The organism is Paracoccus ferrooxidans (assembly GCF_029909815.1).
Classification (GTDB): Bacteria; Pseudomonadota; Alphaproteobacteria; order Rhodobacterales; family Rhodobacteraceae; genus Paracoccus; species Paracoccus versutus.
The window spans coordinates 292,501-311,486 of record NZ_CP038202.1; the positions used below are offsets into that span (position 1 = coordinate 292,501).

Annotated in this window: 16 protein-coding genes, 1 tRNA gene and 2 rRNA genes (1 of these 19 running past the window's edge); 16 read left to right on the top strand and 3 right to left on the bottom strand. The window is 62.0% G+C overall.

Going from position 1 to position 18,986, the window contains the following annotated elements; all coding sequences use genetic code 11:
- The 3 genes from E3U26_RS18495 to E3U26_RS18505 form a co-directional block, all read left to right on the top strand.
- Window positions 1-2,809 (top strand): 23S ribosomal RNA (locus tag E3U26_RS18495) (it extends 38 nt beyond the left edge of the window).
- A gap of 139 nt (window positions 2,810-2,948) precedes the next feature.
- Window positions 2,949-3,063 (top strand): 5S ribosomal RNA (gene rrf, locus E3U26_RS18500).
- 61 nt (window positions 3,064-3,124) lie between these two features.
- A tRNA-Met gene (locus E3U26_RS18505) sits at window positions 3,125-3,201 on the top strand.
- Here the strand turns inward: E3U26_RS18505 and E3U26_RS18510 are convergent.
- Window positions 3,158-4,810, bottom strand: a complete 1,653-nt coding sequence (locus E3U26_RS18510; RefSeq protein ID WP_499107505.1) for a recombinase family protein — start codon at window positions 4,808-4,810, stop codon at window positions 3,158-3,160. The genes E3U26_RS18505 and E3U26_RS18510 overlap by 44 nt on opposite strands.
- Window positions 4,811-5,323: 513 nt before the next feature.
- Here E3U26_RS18510 and E3U26_RS18515 point away from each other — a divergent pair.
- The 4 genes from E3U26_RS18515 to E3U26_RS18530 all read left to right on the top strand — a co-directional run bounded on the left by E3U26_RS18515 (window position 5,324) and on the right by E3U26_RS18530 (window position 7,500).
- A complete protein-coding gene (locus E3U26_RS18515) occupies window positions 5,324-5,623 on the top strand; it encodes a type II toxin-antitoxin system TacA family antitoxin (RefSeq protein WP_179921497.1) in 300 nt (99 codons plus the stop codon).
- A gap of 4 nt (window positions 5,624-5,627) precedes the next feature.
- Entirely contained in the window at window positions 5,628-6,137 is a 510-nt protein-coding gene (locus E3U26_RS18520) for a GNAT family N-acetyltransferase (RefSeq protein ID WP_499107177.1), read from the top strand.
- 68 nt (window positions 6,138-6,205) lie between these two features.
- Complete coding sequence (locus E3U26_RS18525) at window positions 6,206-6,682, top strand: thermonuclease family protein (protein ID WP_499107178.1); 477 nt, start codon at window positions 6,206-6,208, stop codon at window positions 6,680-6,682.
- A gap of 212 nt (window positions 6,683-6,894) precedes the next feature.
- Complete coding sequence (locus E3U26_RS18530; protein WP_499107180.1) at window positions 6,895-7,500, top strand: sce7726 family protein; 606 nt, start codon at window positions 6,895-6,897, stop codon at window positions 7,498-7,500.
- Here E3U26_RS18530 and E3U26_RS18535 read toward each other — a convergent pair.
- Both E3U26_RS18535 and E3U26_RS18540 read right to left on the bottom strand, forming a co-directional pair.
- Window positions 7,454-7,738, bottom strand: coding sequence for a beta family protein (locus tag E3U26_RS18535; protein WP_499107182.1), 285 nt, complete (start codon window positions 7,736-7,738; stop codon window positions 7,454-7,456). The two genes, E3U26_RS18530 and E3U26_RS18535, sit on opposite strands and share 47 nt — an antisense overlap.
- Window positions 7,735-8,888, bottom strand: a protein-coding gene (locus E3U26_RS18540) for an IS3-like element ISPfe1 family transposase (RefSeq protein ID WP_114537220.1) whose coding sequence is annotated in 2 segments (ribosomal slippage) — window positions 7,735-8,642 and window positions 8,642-8,888 — 1,155 coding nt in all. Because the reading frame shifts where the segments join, the coding sequence is not laid out codon by codon here. Before E3U26_RS18540 ends, E3U26_RS18535 begins: the two co-directional genes overlap by 4 nt.
- Before the next feature lie 279 nt (window positions 8,889-9,167).
- Between E3U26_RS18540 and E3U26_RS18545 the strand changes: the two genes are divergently transcribed.
- The 9 genes from E3U26_RS18545 (at window position 9,168) to ureC (ending at window position 18,973) form a co-directional block, all read left to right on the top strand.
- Window positions 9,168-10,310 carry a transporter substrate-binding domain-containing protein gene (locus E3U26_RS18545; protein ID WP_499107184.1) on the top strand — a complete coding sequence of 381 codons (1,143 nt, stop codon included), beginning with the start codon at window positions 9,168-9,170 and terminating at the stop codon, window positions 10,308-10,310.
- A 26-nt stretch (window positions 10,311-10,336) separates the two neighbouring features.
- Window positions 10,337-10,915: an ANTAR domain-containing response regulator gene (locus E3U26_RS18550; RefSeq protein WP_062564128.1), complete on the top strand. Its 579-nt coding sequence runs from the start codon at window positions 10,337-10,339 to the stop codon at window positions 10,913-10,915.
- Between the two features lie 216 nt (window positions 10,916-11,131).
- A complete protein-coding gene (locus tag E3U26_RS18555; RefSeq protein WP_062564119.1) occupies window positions 11,132-12,007 on the top strand; it encodes a nitrilase family protein in 876 nt (291 codons plus the stop codon).
- A gap of 23 nt (window positions 12,008-12,030) precedes the next feature.
- Window positions 12,031-13,188 (top strand): substrate-binding protein, encoded by a 1,158-nt coding sequence (locus E3U26_RS18560; protein WP_062564120.1) that lies wholly within the window; start codon window positions 12,031-12,033, stop codon window positions 13,186-13,188.
- Between the two features lie 52 nt (window positions 13,189-13,240).
- Window positions 13,241-14,077, top strand: coding sequence for a branched-chain amino acid ABC transporter permease (locus tag E3U26_RS18565; RefSeq protein ID WP_036752926.1), 837 nt, complete (start codon window positions 13,241-13,243; stop codon window positions 14,075-14,077).
- Window positions 14,070-15,863: a branched-chain amino acid ABC transporter ATP-binding protein/permease gene (locus tag E3U26_RS18570; RefSeq protein ID WP_216635435.1), complete on the top strand. Its 1,794-nt coding sequence runs from the start codon at window positions 14,070-14,072 to the stop codon at window positions 15,861-15,863. The genes E3U26_RS18565 and E3U26_RS18570 overlap by 8 nt, the downstream gene beginning before the upstream one ends.
- Window positions 15,860-16,567, top strand: coding sequence for an ABC transporter ATP-binding protein (locus tag E3U26_RS18575; protein WP_062564121.1), 708 nt, complete (start codon window positions 15,860-15,862; stop codon window positions 16,565-16,567). The genes E3U26_RS18570 and E3U26_RS18575 overlap by 4 nt, the downstream gene beginning before the upstream one ends.
- Window positions 16,568-16,571: 4 nt before the next feature.
- Window positions 16,572-17,255: an urease subunit beta gene (locus E3U26_RS18580; RefSeq protein ID WP_062564122.1), complete on the top strand. Its 684-nt coding sequence runs from the start codon at window positions 16,572-16,574 to the stop codon at window positions 17,253-17,255.
- 2 nt (window positions 17,256-17,257) lie between these two features.
- On the top strand, window positions 17,258-18,973 hold the full coding sequence (gene ureC / locus E3U26_RS18585; RefSeq protein ID WP_062564123.1) for an urease subunit alpha: 1,716 nt from the start codon (window positions 17,258-17,260) through the stop codon (window positions 18,971-18,973).
- Window positions 18,974-18,986 lie beyond the last annotated feature (13 nt).

Consider the following 18,986-nt stretch of genomic DNA (forward strand, 5'->3'; position numbering starts at 1 on the left):
AGCAAGAGGCGATGAAGGACGTGATACTCTGCGATAAGCCATGGGGAGCTGAGAATAAGCTTTGATCCATGGATCTCCGAATGGGGAAACCCACCTGAAACTCGATTGTTGTTACCCTTGGGTATCAACAATTGGGTTAACCAGGTACTTATCACCTGAATACATAGGGTTTTAAGAGCGAACCCGGGGAACTGAAACATCTAAGTACCCGGAGGAAAGGAAATCAACAGATACTCCCCCAGTAGCGGCGAGCGAACGGGGACCAGCCGAGCCGTGAGAATGACCAGAATGGCCTGGAAAGGCCAGCCATAGCGGGTGACAGCCCCGTATGGGAAGTTTGATCGGACGCATTAAGTAGGGCGGGACACGTGAAATCCTGTCTGAAGATCGGGGGACCACCCTCGAAGGCTAAGTACTCCTTGCTGACCGATAGCGAACCAGTACCGTGAGGGAAAGGTGAAAAGCACCCCGACGAGGGGAGTGAAACAGTTTCTGAAACCGGACGCCTACAAGCAGTCGGAGCCGCCTTGCGCGGTGACGGCGTACCTTTTGTATAATGGGTCAACGACTTGGTCTATCTAGCAAGCTTAAGCCGTTAGGTGTAGGCGCAGCGAAAGCGAGTCTTAAAAGGGCGAATGAGTTAGATGGATCAGACCCGAAACCAGATGATCTAGGCATGAGCAGGCTGAAGGTTGGGTAACACCAACTGGAGGGCCGAACCCACACCTGTTGAAAAAGGTCGGGATGACTTGTGCCTAGGGGTGAAAGGCCAATCAAATCTGGAGATAGCTGGTTCTCCGCGAAAGCTATTTAGGTAGCGCCTCGGACGAATGCCCACGGGGGTAGAGCACTGCATGGATGATGGGGGCCCACAGCCTTACTGAGTCTAAGCAAACTCCGAATACCGTGGAGCACTATCCGGGAGACACACGGCGGGTGCTAACGTCCGTCGTGGAGAGGGAAACAACCCTGACCAACAGCTAAGGCCCCCAATTCGTGGCTAAGTGGGAAAGCATGTGAGACTTCCAAAACAACCAGGAGGTTGGCTTAGAAGCAGCCATCCTTTAAAGATAGCGTAACAGCTCACTGGTCTAGTCAAGAGGTCTTGCGGCGAAGATGTAACGGGGCTCAAGCCACGAGCCGAAGCTTTGGGTGTGCATTTATGCACGCGGTAGCGGAGCGTTCCGTGATATAAGCTCTTGCCTTTTCTATCCTGTCTCCCTTGCAAGAGGGAGGGATAGCGGAGGCGCGAGCTTTACTGTGAAGCCGGGCCGTAAGGCATCCGGTGGAGTGATCGGAAGCGAGAATGTTGACATGAGTAGCGACAAACAGGGTGAGAGACCCTGTCGCCGAAAGTCCAAGGGTTCCTGCTTAAAGCTAATCTGAGCAGGGTAAGCCGGCCCCTAAGGCGAGGCCGAAAGGCGTAGTCGATGGGAACCAGGTTAATATTCCTGGGCCAGGAGATGGTGACGGATCGCAGGTGTAGTTCCTCCTTATCGGATTGGAGGGGCTGCTGAGCGGTTCCTGGAAATAGCCCTCCACAAGACCGTACCCTAAACCGACACAGGTGGACTGGTAGAGAATACCAAGGCGCTTGAGAGAACCACATTTAAGGAACTCGGCAAAATACCTCCGTAAGTTCGCGAGAAGGAGGCCCCGTTGGCAGGCAACTGTCGGCGGGGGGCACAAACCAGGGGGTGGCGACTGTTTACTAAAAACACAGGGCTCTGCGAAGCCGTAAGGCGACGTATAGGGTCTGACGCCTGCCCGGTGCCGGAAGGTTAAAAGGAGAGGTGCAAGCCTTGAATTGAAGCCCCGGTAAACGGCGGCCGTAACTATAACGGTCCTAAGGTAGCGAAATTCCTTGTCGGGTAAGTTCCGACCTGCACGAATGGCGTAACGACTTCCCCGCTGTCTCAAATGTGGACTCAGCGAAATTGAATTGTCTGTGAAGATGCAGACTTCCCGCGGTTAGACGGAAAGACCCCATGCACCTTTACTATAGCTTCGCACTGGCATCAGGATTGCGATGTGCAGGATAGGTGGTAGGCATTGAGCCCGGGACGCCAGTTCCGGTGGAGCCATCCTTGAGATACCACCCTTCGCACTCTTGATGTCTAACCGCGGCCCGTTATCCGGGTCCGGGACCCTGCGTGGTGGGTAGTTTGACTGGGGCGGTCGCCTCCCAAAGAGTAACGGAGGCGCGCGAAGGTTGGCTCAGAGCGGTCGGAAATCGCTCGTCGAGTGCAATGGCAGAAGCCAGCCTGACTGCAAGACTGACAAGTCGAGCAGAGACGAAAGTCGGCCATAGTGATCCGGTGGTCCCGAGTGGAAGGGCCATCGCTCAACGGATAAAAGGTACGCTGGGGATAACAGGCTGATGATGCCCAAGAGTCCATATCGACGGCATCGTTTGGCACCTCGATGTCGGCTCATCTCATCCTGGGGCTGGAGCAGGTCCCAAGGGTATGGCTGTTCGCCATTTAAAGAGGTACGTGAGCTGGGTTTAGAACGTCGTGAGACAGTTCGGTCCCTATCTGCCGTGGGTGTAGGATACTTGAGAGGAGTTGCCCCTAGTACGAGAGGACCGGGGTGAACGTTCCACTGGTGGACCAGTTATCGTGCCAACGGTAGTGCTGGGTAGCTATGAACGGACAGGATAAACGCTGAAGGCATCTAAGCGTGAAGCCCCCCTCAAAACAAGGTATCCCTTGAGAGCCGTGGAAGACCACCACGTCGATAGGCCGGAGATGTAAGCGCAGCAATGCGTTCAGTTGACCGGTACTAATCGCTCGATAGGCTTGATTTGATCCGGAAGAAGACAGACCAGCTTGTCAAGGACAAGCAGCCCGCCTTCTTCCAAAAGCATCCTTGGACAATGTCTTCCCGATCCCGAAGCGGCGAAAGCCCGAAGGGAAGCGGAAACGCCGATCTCGCTCCTTTTCCGGTCTGGTGGCTTTAGCACGAGCAAAACACCCGATCCCATCCCGAACTCGGCCGTTAAGTGCCGTCGCGCCAATGGTACTGCGTCAAAAGACGTGGGAGAGTAGGTCACCGCCAGACCTGAAAAGAAGCGAAAATCTCTCGGAACGAAAAAGCACCGCAAACCACGCGATGCAAATGGCGCGGGGTAGAGCAGCCCGGTAGCTCGTCAGGCTCATAACCTGAAGGTCGTAGGTTCAAATCCTACCCCCGCAACCATCTTTACTTGCGACCCCGTAGCGCCCGCTGCGGGGTTTTTGCTTTGCGTAGAAATCGTAAGGATTCCAGCGAGATCGCCTTGAACGTCGATCTCCACCTTGCCGTCGACCGGGGTTAGCACGATCTGATCCACGAGCGAGCGCAGCGTGTCGGCGGCCTCGATCCGCTTCCCCTCGTCTTTGTCCTGCAGGGCGTCGTAAAGCTGTTGGACCCGCTTGCGGTATTGCAGTGCCATGCTCGGGTGCAGCAGGGGTGGAGGCTCGTCGGCTTCGGCCAGGAACAGTTCAAGTTCTTTCTTGCGTTTCTCAATCGCCACCATCTTCGCGTTGAGCGCGTCAGCGGCCCCACCCTTCAGAATCAGATTGAGGAGGGTCTCGAGTTCCCGATCGATCTTCGTAATCTCCGCCTCGGCCGACGCGATCTCGGCGCGGCCCTCCATGCGCAGCCGGTTCATCTCCTGCGTGAAGACTTCACAGAAATGGGCGAAGAGCTCCGGATCGACGAGTTTGGTACGCAGCGCGTTCAGCACACGCGATTCCAACTCGTCGCGGCGGATGTTGACCCGGTTGTCGCATGTCCCCTTGTTGCGGGCCGTCGCACATCCGATCAGCGTTGCCGAGATCGCGGAATACCCACCGCCACAGCAGGAACATTTGGTCAGTCCCGAGAAGAGGTATTTGGGGCGGCGGCGGGTATTGATCCGGGAGAGATCGGCCTCGCCGTTTTCCTTCCGCGCGATCTTGTTCTTCTCCTGCCGCGCCTTCACCGCGTTCCAGAGATGGTCATCGAGGATGCGCAGCTCCGGCGTTTCCTGGATGACCCATTCCTCTTCCGGGTTGGGGCGGGCCTGCCGCTTGCCGGTGTTCGGATCCTTGACGAAGCGCTGCCGGTTCCAGACGATCTTGCCGATATACATCTCATTGTTGAGGATGCCATTGCCCCGTTTCGGGTTGCCGTTGATCGTGCTGAAACCCCAATCGCCGCCTGACGGAGCGGGAATGCCTTCCTTGTTCAGGGCGAAGGCGATGGTCTTGGCCGACTTGCCGGCGGCGTAGTCGCGGAAGATGCGGCGGACCACCTCGGCCTGGAACTCGTTGACGGTTCGATCGCCGCGGATCGGCTCGCCGTTGGCGTCGAATTTCTTGACCACATCGTAGCCATAGGCATTGCCACCGCCCGACTTGCCCGCCTCGACCCGGCCGCGCTGCCCGCGGCGGGTCTTGTCGGCCAGGTCCTTCAGGAACAGCGCATTCATCGTGCCCTTGAGGCCGACATGCAGGTGCGTCACCTCGCCTTCCGACAGGGTGAACATTTTCACGTCGGCATAGGACATACGCTTGAAGATGCCCACGATGTCTTCCTGGTCGCGGGAGAGGCGGTCCATCGCTTCGGCCAGGATCAGTTCGAAGCGGCCGCCCATAGCGTCGGCCATGAGCGCCTGAATGCCCGGCCGGATCAGCGAGGCGCCGGAGATCGCGTGGTCCGAATACTCCTCGACGATGTGCCAGCCCTGTTTCTCGGCATGGAGGCGGCACATACGGAACTGGTCGGCGATGGAAGCGTCGCGTTGATTGTCGGAAGAATAGCGGGCGTAGATCGCGACTTTCAAAACGTGGCTCCCATCCGTATCAGGAGGAGCGCTTCCTCCTTTGCCGTGACATCTTCACTTCCTTTGCATAGCACTCCTGCGCCGCCTGCCTCGCCAGGATGCCGACCAGACGCAGAAGGCGCGGGTCTGGAGCGCCGCGCGGCGTAAACGTCAGCTCCGGCTCGTCCAGCAGCAAGGATTCGAGCAGCGCTTCGCGCTCTCCTCTTGTCATCTTTGCTGTGTTTCCTGGGGCTCGCAAGGTCATAACTTGCAGCATTCGCCCCGAAGGAAGCATAAGCAACGGAAATTGATGGCGAATATTCGGCGACAATTGGCGCGGGTGAGCGGGCTGTAGCGTAGCCCAGCGTGTCCTGGCGAGCCATGGCGTAGCAAAATAACCTATCGGAATCTCTCGCTGGCCTCGTCATTATCCGCCTCGTCGCCCCTCCTCATGAGGTCATTGACTGTTGGGGCAACCTTATCGTATTGTAATTCGCGATACAAGGCGCTATATGCCGACCAAGGAGATTCGCCATGGCTGCGACCGCCGAACGCAAGGAATACCCGATCTCGATGCGCCTGCCTGAGGCAGATGTCGCAATGATCGATCGCGCCGCAAGCCTGCGCGGCCGCTCGCGCACCGACTTCGTGCGCGACGCCGCGGTGCGTGCGGCCGAAGAGGTCGTCATGGAGCAGGGGCTGATCCGGATGAGCCCGGAAGGCTTTGCCGAGTTCATGGATGTGCTGGCGCGTCCGGCCGCTCCGGTTCCGGAGATGGTGGAAGTCCTGAAGCGGCCCGCGCCATGGGAGCCCGGCTACGTGGCGAAGCGGTAAGCTCTTGCTGCTTTCGGGTCCTGAACCGCTCTCCGCCGAACACGATGTGTCCGAGTTCGCCTGTGGCAAGCCTACGCTTGACCACTGGCTGAAGACGCGCGCCCTCTCCAATCAGCAGAAGGGCTTCACCGCCGTTCTCGTCGTGCATGAGGCTGGGCGCGTGGTCGGTTACTACGGCTTGGCGCCGACCGCCGTTGTACCATCGGTGCTGCCGCGTTCGATCCGGACGGGGCAGCCACCCAATCCGGTCCCGTGCATGTTACTCGGCCAGCTCGCGACCGATACGGGATGGGCTGGGCTGGGCATCGGGACCGGTCTTTTGAAGCATGCCCTCCAGCGCTGCGTTCAGGCCGCTTCGCTGATCGGCGGACGGGCCTTGTTGGTCAATGCCGTCGATGGTGAAGCCGCCGAATTCTGGGGGCGGCGCGGCTTTGAGCCGTCCAGGGATGATCCCCTGGTTCTGCTCCGATCGATCAACGACATCGCAGCTTCGCTCCGCGAGGGTGGCGGATGAAAGCCGAAACTGCTTGCAAACGTAGCAGTCCGCCCAACCACCAAGATTGCAGCAGATCAGATCCGACCATGCAAATTCGTGTTTCTCTATTCTCCAACCTTCGCCAACAGATGGCCGTCCTCCCCCTGACGTTTTGTGCCGCCGCTGGCGCTCCGCTCGAACCCGCCGCAGCTCAACCTCGGCCGCAGATTGCCAAGTGCATTCCGGGACAGACGCGTGCCGCTGACGAGTATTGCCTTGTCGATGGCGACACGATCTGGATCGACGGGGAGAAGTTGCGGATGGAGGGTTATGACACGCCGGAACCGCAAACTCACATCTGTGGAGGTGACGCCGAAATCGCGCTGGCGCAGCGAGCCAGCGACCGGGTGATCGAGTTGCTGAACTCGAACGACTGGACCGTCGAGTATGGCAAGCCGGACAACACCGGGACGCGGACCTTGGTGACGATCAGGATCGCCGGCCGGGACATCGGTGACATCTTGATCGCCGAGAGGCTGGCGAGAGCCTGGCCCGATGGCGAAGAATGGTGGTGCAGCCGGTAGGCGTTCGTTCCCCGCCGTCGACTGGCTGGCGGGGACTGGCTGGCTCACGGTGCGCGTCGGCAGCAATGCGCCAAAGCCGGTCGTTCCAGTAGGCTTGCCGGCAACCAGAAGCGGTCATCTGTGGTGACGCGCCCGAGAAACGTCAGGTGAGTCAGAATGACACCTTGGATTGACGCCGAACTTCCGGCAGAAAGTAAACTGGGGGGATATCGATGACGGCCATGACGAACTTGGGAACAACAGACGCAGACATTCGCTCCGCGCTACACGCCAAACGATTGCGGCGTGCCAAATCTCATCCCGATACGCTTGTGATCGACGAGCTTGGCCTCGCGCACGCCCGGAGCCGCATCGACATAGCCGTCATCAACGGCTGCATCCACGGCTATGAAATCAAGAGCGCCAAAGATAACCTCGACCGGTTCGCGACCCAGATCGACACCTACCGCCAGACCCTACAAAAGCTTACACTTGTCGCCGCGCCGAAGCATGTCGCAGGCATCATGAGTCATGCGCCCGAATGGTGCGGCGTGATCGCGGCCGAGCAGGGACCAAGGGGCGGAATCAACTTCCGAGTATTGCGAAACGCCGCCGCCAATCCCGAAATCGATCCGGTCATGATGGCGCACCTGCTTTGGCGCGATGAAGTCGTCCAACTTCTGGGGCAAGTCGGGTATGCAGCGAAGGACCTCCGGCGGCCGAGAAAGCAGCTTTACGAGATGCTTTGTGAGGCCATGACCCTTCGCGAGATCACCGCCTCCATCCGCGCCTTCATGGTGCGGCGCCAAGCGTGGCGAGATCGCCCAGCACCTGTGTGATGTGGTGGTTGATTGCCACCTCCTTCCATCGCGTCTGATTGCTTGGTCCTTCTTTGTGAACCGCGCACTTTGCGATGTAATCGTCGCCGCTTGAATAGCCGGAACCGTTGAACTTTCCCGACGCTACAATTGACGCGCAGTGGCCATGCATCTGCGCGCGATTGTCGTTGAATGCCCCGCCCTTTCGCACTTCCCAAGCTGCTGGCGTTGACCTGCCCCCCGGTCGTCCCTCGTTCATAACGAGAGTCCTTGGGGTTGATATTGGTTGGTTTCGGGTGTGGCAAGCGCGCCGGGCGCGGAGCCCTCAGATTGCTCAAGCGCTCGGCGCGCGTCGGACGGGGTCTTGTTGCCCAGCGAGGAATGGGGCCTGACGTTGTTGTAGTCGTAGCGCCAGAGGGCCAGTTTGCGGCGGGCATCAGCCAGGCTGTCGAAGATTTCCTCGTTCAGGCATTCGTCGCGCAGGCTGCCGTTGAAGCTTTCGATGTAGCCATTCTGCTGCGGCTTGCCCGGGTCGATGTAGTGCCATTCGACGCCGTTCGCGTTGGCCCATTTCAGGATGGCCTTGCTGGTGAACTCGGTTCCGTTGTCGCTGACGATGCAAGCGGGCTTGCCGTAAATCCTGACCAGCGCATCCAGTTCCCGTGCCACCCGAGCCCCAGAGATGCTCGTGTCAGCGATCAACGCCAGGTTCTCGCGGCAGCAATCGTCGTTCACAGCCAGAATGCGGAACTTGCGGCAGGCCCCGAACGTGTCGGACAGGAAGTCTAACGACCACCGCTGGTTTGGCCTCAACGGCGCTGGTATTGGCGTCCGGCTACCTCGTGCCCTCTTGCGGCCACGCCTGCGGCGCACCGACAGGCCCTCTTCCCGGTAGATGCGATAGAGCTTCTTCTCGTTCATGATCATGCCCTTGCGCTCCAGCAGGATGCCCACGCGCCGGTAGCCGAACCGCCGGCGCTTCTCGGCAATCTTGTGCATCTCCTCACGGATTTCCGGGTTGTCGGGTGGCCTGTCACGCCGCACCGTCTTCGGATCGACACCGATCAGGACACAGGCCCGACGCTGAGAGATCGGATGATCCTTCATCGCCCGCAGCACCGCGTCCCGCCGTTGCACCGGTGTCGTCAGGGCTTTCCCAAGAGATCCTTCAGAACCACGTTGTCCAGCATGGCATCGGCCAGAAGGCGCTTCAGCTTCGCGTTCTCGTCCTCGAGCTGCTTCAGCCGCTTGGCGTCCGACAGGTCCATCCCGCCATACTTCGCCTTGAGCTTGTAGAACGTCGCGGGGCTCAACCCGTGCTTCCGGCAAAGCTCGGAAGTCGGCAAACCCGCCTCCTGCTCCTTGATCATCCCGATAATCTGCGCCTCGGTGAACCGGCTTTTCCTCATGTCGTCTGCTCCTTCTCAGGTTGGGCAGACTCTACATCACAGCGAGGGAACTTCCGGGGGGCAGGTCACGGTGAAGGGCCGTTCACAATCGGCATTGATGCGTCAAGATTGCGTGTGATGGGAGCTCGATCCGATTACGGGCGGAGTCTATACGGCAACGATGACGAGGGCTTTTAACCATTTCGCGGCTGCCGTATCAACGTCGCAAGAACTTCTTGCGGATGGCTTCGCCCGGATCGAACCCAATTCGTTCGGAGGCGATCAGGCAGGGATGATGCGATGAACGACTCTTGGCGGATCGGTTTGCTCTTCTCTCGAAGTGGCCCGACCGGACTGCCTGAAAGCGAACATGCATTGGGCGTTCGACTGGCCGTGAACGAACTCAACCGCGATGGAGGGATCCTCGGCCGCTTGGTCGAGATTGCGGAACATGATCCCGCAGGTGATCCCAATGCCTTCAGGCAGCATGCCGAAAGGATGATGACAGCCGAGGGCATCTCGGTCATCTTCGGCTGCCACACCTCGGATACGCGCAAGATCGTCTCGCGCTCGGTCGAGCGCCGCAACGGATTGTTGTGGTATCCGGCAAGCTATGAGGGCTTCGAATATTCGCCGAACATTCTCTATACAGGCCCCGTTGCCAATCAATGCATCTTTCCTCTGGCCGACTACCTGGTCGCCGAGCATGGCGGAAAGGGTTTCCTGGTCGGATGCGACTATATTTTCCCGCGTGAAACCAATCGCGTCATGCGGGATCTGATCGAGGCGCGGCGGGGACAGGTCGTCGGGGAAAGCTATCTGCCGATGATGGCCTCGCGCAATGAGATCCAGAAGGTTCTGATCGAGATCCGCAGACTTCAACCGGAATTCGTCTTTTCGACCCTGGTGGGCGAAACCGGCCAGGAATTCGCGCGGCTGTATCAGGATGCTGGGCTGGATCTTGGCGGAACACGCCCGATTGGCGGTATTTCCCTGACCGAGTGCGAGCTTGCGCGCATCGGAGCCGAGCGAGCCGAGGGGATCGTCACGGCCTCGTCCTATTTCTCTTCTCTGAAGAGCGATCAGAATGACCGTTTCCTGGCGAGTCTGCGCAAGAGCTTTGGCGATGATCGTCCTGTCAGCGGCTGGGCGGCTGCCTCATACAGCCAGGCGCGGATGTTTGGTCATGCGCTGGAACTGACCCAATCGATCGACACGGATCACTTGCTTCAGGTTCTGCACGGGATGGCGTTTGACGCACCGGATGGGCCCGTATTGATCGACCCGGACAACAACCATGCCTGGATGACGCCGAGGATCGGGCGGGCCAATGCAAATGGCGCGTTCGATATCGTCTGGTCGGCAAGTGAGCTTGTCCGGCCGGATCCCTATCTTGCCAATTCTCCGGTTGCCCCGGTTCGGACCGATGAAGGTGTTGCGTGAGCCGGGGCGGAAACCATGTGGTCGAGATGCTGCGCGACCTGCGGGTGGCTGTCATTCACGCACCCGATCAGGATCGCGATGCCCTGGTCGGCCAGTTGCGCCGCATCGGCTGTCAGGTTCTGCCGGTCTGGCCCCTGCCCGACATGCCGCCGCGGGGGGTGGACCTGATCTTTCTCAGCCTGGATCATCGCTTTCAGCCCACGAAAAGCTGGGCCGTGGATGAAGATGCCCCCGCTGTCATCGCGATCCTGGAATACGAGAACCCGGTGATCCTGAAAGCCCTTGTGGACACCGGCGTCCATGGCGTGCTGGTCAAGCCCCTGCGGCCCGCGGGCGTCCTGTCCACGCTGACGCTGGGGCGCTGGCTTCATGGATACCATCGGCGGCTGGAGGCAAAGGTCCGCAAGCTGGAAGAGACCATAAAGGCGCAACGCGACATATCGAAGGCCGCCCGTATTCTTGCGGAGGTGAAAGGCGTGCCGGAATCGGATGCATTCGAAACCATTCGCGCGCAAGCGACGCGGCGGCGTATCTCGATGGCCGATGTCGCTGCAAGCATCATCAATGCGCAGGATGTGCTGAAAGACATGTCAAAGGATATCTAGCCTGCTCGCATTCGCGGCAGTTTCCGTCTCGGGCAGGATTATCCGAAGCACCAAATTGACTTTGAGCCGCATGCGGCCGTGATTTGGATCACGGCGCCCGGCAGGCCGCCTTCTCGACATATCTGGCTGGCAAGCCTCTGTTCCATTGCGCACCCCACCGGGGGGCGATGGCAGAGGCTTTTTGCGTATTGGATGCCGCTGGGCGGCAGTGGAAGAATGGCTGAAAAACACGAAGAAAAGCTCACGATCGCCTGCCTGCAATTCGAGCCGCGCTTTGGCGAGGTCGCGGACAACCGGGCGCGCAGCCTCGCGATGATCGAGCAGGCCGCGGATGCGGGGGCAAGGATCGTGATCCTGCCCGAACTGGTGATCTCGGGCTATATGTTTCAAAGCAGGGCCGAGGCCTTTGCCCTTGCCGAACCGATCCCCGACGGTCCCAGCACGATCGCCTGGGCCGAGGTCGCCGCCCGCAGAAAGCTGTTCCTGGTGGCCGGAATTGCCGAGCGCGAGGAGGATCGGCTCTATAACAGCGCGGTCGTCATTGGGCCGGACGGGGTGCTGGGGGTCTATCGCAAGCTGCATCTCTGGGCGGACGAGAACCTCTGGTTCGAGGCGGGCAATCTGGGCCTGCCGGTTTTCTCTACTCCCCATGGCCGCATCGGCGTGGCGATCTGCTATGACGGATGGTTCCCCGAGGTGTTCCGGCTGGCCGCCGTCGAAGGAGCGGATCTGGTCTGCGTGCCGACCAACTGGGTGCCGATTCCGGGGCAGGCCGAGGGCCGGGGGCCCATGGCCAACATCCTTCACATGGCCGCCGCGCACAGCAACTCCATGGTGATCGCCTGTGCCGACCGGGTCGGGACCGAACGTGGTCAGCCCTTTGTCGGCCACAGCCTGATCGTCGGCCATACCGGCTGGCCCGTCGCGGGTCCGGCCAGCGGTGACTGCGAGGAAATCGTTCTGGCCGAGGTCGACCTTTCGGCCGCGCGGCGCGCGCGCAACTGGAACAGCTTCAACCACCCGCTCCGCGACAGGCGAACGGACATCTATGCCGAACGACTGGGAGCAAAGCCATCGGACCGGCGCCCGTAATGCGCTGCAACAGGGGAAACGACATGAAAATCCGTGAACTTCTTCTTGGACTCGGGATGGGCCTTGCCTGTGCCGTTTCCGCACAGGCCGAGGAAACCATCAGGATCGGTATTCCGGTCGGGCTCAGCGGTGCGAACAGCGTTGTCGCGCCATCGGTGGTGCAGGCGTCGGAACTGGCCGTGGACCAGATCAACGCGAAGGGCGGCGTGCTTGGACGTCGGCTGGAACTGGTGATCGCGGATGACGGCTCGGGTGCGCAGGGCGCGCAACGCGCCTATGACAGCCTGGTCTTCCAGCAGAAGGTCGATGCCATCGTCGCAATGGAGACCAGCGCCGCGCGCAATGCCGGCCTGCCCATCGTGAACCGCGGCAAGGTCCCTCTCATCTATACCTCGTTCTACGAGGGCCGGTCCTGCTCGCCCTGGATGCATATCAACGCGTGGGTTCCCGAACAGCAGGTCGCCCCCATCGTCGATCAGTTCATGGACGAGATGGGCGCCAAAAAGTTCTTCCTGATCGGCAGCGACTACGCCTTTGGCCGGGGGATGCTGGAATTCACCCGCGAATATGTCGAATCCAAGGGCGGCACGGTCGTCGGAGAGGAATATCTGCCGATGGACGGCTCGGACTGGACGGCCATCATCTCGCAGATGCGGTCCGCCAGTCCCGATGCGCTGATCACCTCGACCGCGGGGGGTGCGCCCAATGTCACCCTGACCAAGCAGCTTCGCGCCACCGGCGTGGACATTCCCTATGGCAACTACGCCATCGACGAAGGGACCGCCGCCACGATGGGGACGGATGCCGAGGGCATCTATATCGCTGCCTCCTACATCACCGGCATCGATTCCGCCGCGAACAAGGCGTTCCTGGAGGCACTGAACGCCAAGTTCGGAGCCAAGGCCGAAACTCCGAGCGAATTGTCCGTCCCGCAATACGAAGGCATCCTCGCCTATGCCGCCGCGGTCGAGAAAGCCGGCTCGACCGATGCCGAAAAGGTGGTCGAAGCGTTGGGCGAGGTGACCGTGGACGGCCCGCGCGGCTCGATCACCATGAACAAGCAGCGCCACTCGCCGCTGACCATGTATCTGGGTCGTGTCGCGGCCGACGGATCGGTCGAGGTGATCAAGTCCTTCCCCGACGTGGATCCGGGCGAGCAGTGCCCGCAGCTCGCCGGTTGACCCCTGAATGATGCGGGGCGTGCCCCGCATCCCTTTCCGACAAGAGCGCAAGATGGCTATTCTCGTCCTCGACATACTGACGACCGCCGCGATCCTGTTTGCGGTATCGGCTGGCCTGCTGATCATCCTCGGGGTGATGAAGCTGATCAACTTCGCCCATGGCGCCTTTCTGACCGTTGGCGGATACATGGCCTATCTCAACGGTGCTGCCGGTCTTTCGCCGTGGCTTTCGATCCCCCTGGCCGCTGGCGTCGGCTTTCTCGGCGGGCTGGTGATCGAGCGCGTGATCGTGCGCCCGCTCTATGATCGTCCTCTGGACGCGATCCTTGCCACCTGGGGACTTGGCATCGTGATTGGGCAACTGATCACGCTGGGCTTCGGCCGCGGCGTGCAGTTTGCACCGAACCCGATCAGCGGCACGACGGAACTGTTCGGCGTGGACTATTCGGCTTATCGCCTTGCGGTCGCGGTCATCGCCGTGCTTCTGGTCGTGGCATTGAGCGCGCTGCTGAAGTTGACCCGCTTCGGCCTGAACGCCCGCGCGGTCATCATGAACGAAAGACTGGCGCGCGGGCTTGGCATCGACAGCACCCGCGTGCGTGCGCTGACCTTTGGGCTGGGCGCAGCCCTTGCCTGCGCCGCCGGCGCGCTGATCACGCCGCTGATATCGGTCGATCCGAACATGGGGCTGCCCTGGCTGGTCAACAGCTTCATGCTGGTGATGGTCGCGGGCGTATCCTTTCCCAGTCTCCTCGTCGCCTCGCTGATCCTGGGCGGGGCGCAGGTCGTCGTCAGCACTTATGCGAACCCGATTCTGGGCGGCATGACCATCGTGGTCGCAGCCGCGCTGGTTCTGCGCATCAGCCCCAAAGGATTCAGCCGTGCATGACATTTCCGCCGCCATCACAACCCGGTTCCGCGTGGCGGCGACCGGCTGCATCATCGGCCTGCTGGTCGTCGCCGTCGCGCCCTGGCTGCTGGACACCTACCTGACCAATATCCTCATCCGAACGCTGTTTCTGGCCACGGTCGTCATGACTGTGGACATCCTCTGGGGTTCGGTCGGAATCCTGACCTTCGGCCAGTCCGCCTTCTTCGGCATCGGGGCCTATGCCTGCGGATTGATCTTTACCCATTACGGCTTCGGTCCGGGCTGGGCGCTGGCCGGACTTGCCCTGGGGATCGGCGTTGCGGCGGTCGTCGCCGCCGCGACCGGCTGGCTGGCCTTCTTTCACGGTTCGTCGCCGCTTTACGCCTCGATCATCACGCTGGCCTTGCCGATCGTCCTGACGCAGGTGATCTTTTCTGGCGGCAACTTTACCGGCTCTTCCAGCGGATTGTCGGGCTTTCCCACCTATTATTGGGATCTGAGGATCTGGTTCTGGACCGCGGGAACATTCCTTGTGCTGACGACCACCGCCGCCTGGCTGCTGGTCCGCAGCGACTTTGGACGCGTGATGGTCGCCATCCGCGAGAACGAGGAACGCTGTGCCTATCTTGGTATCCCGGTGTCGCGCATAAAGATCATGCTGATGATCGCTTCGGCGGTGATCGCCTCGGCTGCGGGCTTCGGCTATGCCGCGTTCTCGAACGTCGTTGCGCCCGAACTGGCAAGTTTCCAGCTTGGGACCGAATTCCTGATCTGGACGGCACTGGGCGGGCGCGGAACGCTGCTGGGTCCGATATTCGCGGCGCTTGGCATCGACACCATGTCTTCGTGGCTGTCGGGAACGATGCCCTTTCTGTGGAAGCTGCTGATCGGCGTCGTCTTCGTGGCGGTCATCGTCCTTTTGCCGCGTGGCTTCGCGCCTCTTGTCGGCGGCCTGTTTCGCCGGATCCTGCCGGTCCGCACGGCCGGCGCGCCGGCCCGTGTCCTTGTCCCCGACACGCGCAGCCGCCTGGGGCAGGGGGCGGACGACCAGAAACCTCCGCTGAGGATCGAGCATCTGTCGCGCCGCTATGGCAGCCTCAGCGTGCTGACTGACGTGACCATGACCGGACGGGCCAGTCACCTGCTGGGCATCATCGGGCCGAACGGGGCGGGCAAGACGACGCTGATGCGCTGCATCAGCGACGGCAGCGAACGTAGCGGCGGAAAGGTAGAGATCAACGGTGCCGAGATCGGACGCGGCGCGCCGCAGGACATCGTGGCGTTGGGCGTCGGCCGCAGCTTTCAGAACACCAATCTTTTCGATACGCTGACCGTCGCCGATTGCCTGCTGCTTGCCCGCTACCGGATCGACGGCGCCCGGCTGTTTCGCAGCAGCGTCGGCATCGCCCTGCCGGAACCCGCGCTGGACATCCTGCGCGCCACCGGGCTGGATCAGCGGCTGGCGGATGAGACGGGCAACCTGTCCCACGGCATGAAGCGCGGGCTGGAGCTTGCGATGGTGCTGGCGACCGAGCCGTCGGTGCTTTTGCTGGACGAGCCGACCGCCGGGCTGACCAGGCCCGAGCGCATGGTGATCGGCAAGGTGCTGGGCCGCCTGACGCGCGACTACGGCCTGTGCATCGTCCTGATTGAACATGACCTGGATTTCGTGCGCGAGATCAGCGACCGCGTGGTCGTGCTGCATCAGGGCTCGATCCTGATGGAGGGCACCGTGGACGAGGTCGTTTCCTCGGAGCTGGTCAGGTCCGTCTATGCCGGGCATCATGTGGAGGCCGCGCAATGAGCACGCCCCTTCTGACTGTCGATGCGCTGACCAGCGGCTACGGTTCCGCAGCGGTGTTGCACGATGTTTCCTTGCAGGTGGACAGGGCCCGGATCGTGGCGATCCTCGGCAAGAACGGCATGGGCAAATCGACGCTGCTGAAAACCATCATGGGTTTCGTGCGTCCCATCAGCGGCCGCATCACCCTTGACGGCAGGGACGTGACCGGTGCCGCACCGAACTTCATGGCTCGTGCCGGGATGGCGCACGCACCGCAGGAACATACGCTGTTCCAGGATCTGACGGTCGGGGACAACCTGCGCCTAGGGGTGGCGACGGATCGGCTGTTCCGGCAATGCCTGCCCGAGGTCGAGGCGGTCTTTCCGCGGATGATCGAACGGCTGGGCCAGCGTGCGGGCACCCTGTCGGGCGGCGAACAGAAGATGCTGCTGATGTCGCGGGCGCTGATTGCCCGGCCGAAAATCATGCTGGTCGATGAGATCAGCGAGGGTTTGCAGCCCACGATGGTCGACCGCATCGCCCAGGCGCTGCTTCGCGCCCGCGACGAGCTGGGCATCGCCGTCCTGCTGGTCGAGCAGCATCTGGATTTCGCGCTGTCGGTTGCCGATCGGGTGGCGATGATGAAGCTGGGCGAGATCGTCGAGGAGGGCACGCGGCAGGAGCTTGCCGCCAGTGACGGGCTTGCCGCCCATCTTGCGGTGTGACGCCATGCGCCTGACCCCGCGTGAGACCGACCGGCTGCTTTTGTTCCAGGCGGCCCAGCTTGCCCGCCTGCGCCGAGCGAACGGCCTGTCCCTGACCGAACCCGAGGCGCGCGCCCTGATCGCGGATACGATCTGCGAAGGCGCGCGTGCGGGGGGCACGGTCGCGGATATGGTTGCGCTCGGCTCCTCGGCCCTGACCGAGGACGACGTGATGCCCGGCGTGGCCGAGATGGTCCAGGTCGTCATGGTCGAGGCCCTGTTTCCCGACGGCCAGAAGCTTGTCTGCGTGCATGACCCCATCGCGCCGGGCAAGCGGTCCTCGGATGCCCTGCCGCCGCGCTGGCGAACGGGGACCGAGCCGGTAGAGGTCAATAGCGGCCGCGCCACCCTGCGGCTGCGCGTGGTCAGCACCGCCGACCGGCCGATCCAGATCGGGTCGCATTATCACTTTTTCGAAGTCAATCCCGCGCTGCATTTCGACCGGCAGGCGGCCTATGGCTTTCGGCTGGACATCCCCTCGGCGACGACGCTGCGCTTCGAGCCCGGCGACAGCCGCGACGTGGATCTGGTGGCCATCGGCGGCGCGCGCATCGTGCATGGGCTTGCGGGGTTGGTCGATGGTCCGCTGGACGATCCCGGCATCCGCAGCGCCGCCATGGCGCGTCTCGCCGCGTTTCTGGAGGGCTGAGCGTGGCTTGCAGCATCGAAAGAAGCCGCTATCTGCAACTCTACGGACCGACGACCGGCGATTGCGTGCGGCTGGGCGACACGGGCCTGTGGGCGAAGGTCGAACGGGATCTGTGCGTGGGTGGCGATGAGCTGGTGTTCGGCGCCGGCAAGACCCTGCGCGCCGGAACCGGCTGCGACGGGGCGCTGACCGCTGCCGAGGGCATGCCCGACCTGATCGTGACGAATGCCCTGGTCATCGACGCCGTGACCGGGATCTTCAAGGCGGATATCGGCATCCGCAAGGGTCGCATCATCGGGATCGGCAAGGCCGGCGATCCCAACATCATGGACGGCGTGACGCCGGGCCTGACCGTGGGCGTGAACACGGACGTTCGCGCGGCCGAGGGGTTGATCGTCACCGCGGGCGGCATCGACTGCCATGTGCATTTCATCGACCCCGGCCAGGTGGACGAGGCGCTTTGCGCGGGCGTCACCACAATGATGGGCGGTGGGTTGGGCCCGACGACGGTGCCCATCGCCTCGACCGGGACCACCAACCTTGGGCTGATGCTGCAGGCGGCCGAGGCGTTCCCGATGAATTTCGGCTTCATCGCCAAGGCCGCCTCGCATCGGGTCGAGCCGCTGCTGGAACAGCTTGCCGCCGGGGCGGCGGGGCTGAAGATCCATGAGGACTGGGGTGCAAGTCCGGCGGTGATCGACGCGGCGCTGAAGGCGGCCGGGATCGGGGGCGGCCAGATCCAGCTGCACAGCGACACGTTGAACGAATCGGGTTTCGTGGAACACACGATCCGCGCTATCGGCGACCGCGGCATCCACGCCTATCATGTCGAGGGTGCGGGCGGCGGTCATGCGCCCGACATCATCCGCATCTGCGGGCGCGACAATGTCCTGCCTTCCTCGACCAACCCGACGAACCCGTTCACGATCAATACGTTCGACGAACACTTCGACATGGCAATGACCAGCCATCACCTCAATCCCCGCCTGCCCGAGGATGTGGCCTTCGCCGAAAGCCGCATCCGGCGCGAGACGATAGGGGCCGAGGACGTCCTGCACGATCTAGGCGCGATCAGCGCCATCGGCTCGGACAGCCAGGGCATGGGCCGGATCGGCGAGACCATCGCGCGCACCTGGCAACTGGCGGAACATATGCGCGACCTGCGCGGCAGCCTGGACGAGGATCGCGGCACCGGCGCCGACAACTTCCGTATCCGCCGCTATGTGGCGAAATACACGGTCAATCCGGCGCTGATGTTCGGCATCGGCCACGAGGTCGGCTCGATCGCGGTCGGCATGCTGGCCGACCTGGTTTTCTGGCGCCCGGACAGCTTCGGGGTCAAGCCGGAGCTGGTCTTGAAGGCGGGCTTCCCGGTTTGGGCGCCGCTGGGCGAGGCCAACGCCTCGTTGATGGCATGCGAGCCGGTCCGCTATCGCCCGATGTGGGGCTGTTTCGGGCGCGCTCCGCAAAGCCTTGGCCTGCGCTTCGTTGCGCCGGCGGCGGTCGGGAACGGCCTTGCCGAGCGGCTGGACCTGCGCGCAAGGCTTTCAGCCGTCTCGGACACGCGGGCGCTGCGCAAGCGCGACATGGTGCTGAACGACGCGCTGCCCGACATCGCCGTCGATCCCGAAAGCTTCCAGGTCCGCATCAACGGCGAGGTGGCGGACAGCCCCCCGGCAGAACGTGTTTCGCTGGGCCAAGGATACATGCTGAAATGAGACGGAGGATGAC